We start from the raw sequence: 395 nt of genomic DNA on the forward strand, positions 1-395 counted from the left end.
AATCCTCTTGTTATGGAGAACCTAAGAAAGGCTATGGAAGCTAATCCAGATGCCACACCACTCATCCACAGCGACAGAGGAAGTCAATACACTTCACGGGAATACCGGATGGTAACGACACAGTATCAATTAACGAGATCGATGTCACGGGTTGGAAAATGCATTGATAATGCTCCAATTGAGAGTTTCTTTGGACACTTTAAAACGGAATGTTATGATTTGAAGACCTACAAGACATTTGAGGAGTTGGTCACTGATATTGATGCATATATCTATTTTTACAATAACGAACGATTTCAAGAGAAGCACAACGGCCTTGCCCCTCTTGAATTGAGGAACAAGGCCGTTGCTTAATCTTTTATTATTTCATTGTCTACTTGACTGGGAGCAGTTCA

Annotated in this window: 1 protein-coding gene; it reads left to right on the plus strand. The window is 40.5% G+C overall.

Annotated elements, in window-relative coordinates; genetic code table 11:
- Window positions 1-354: IS3 family transposase (locus tag HA044_RS09380; protein WP_187540921.1), on the plus strand; the 354-nt coding region annotated here is incomplete at its 5' end.
- Window positions 355-395 lie beyond the last annotated feature (41 nt).

It is taken from the genome of Streptococcus sp. IMAU 99161 (genome assembly GCF_014435245.1).
Taxonomy (GTDB): domain Bacteria; phylum Bacillota; class Bacilli; order Lactobacillales; family Streptococcaceae; genus Streptococcus; species Streptococcus lactarius.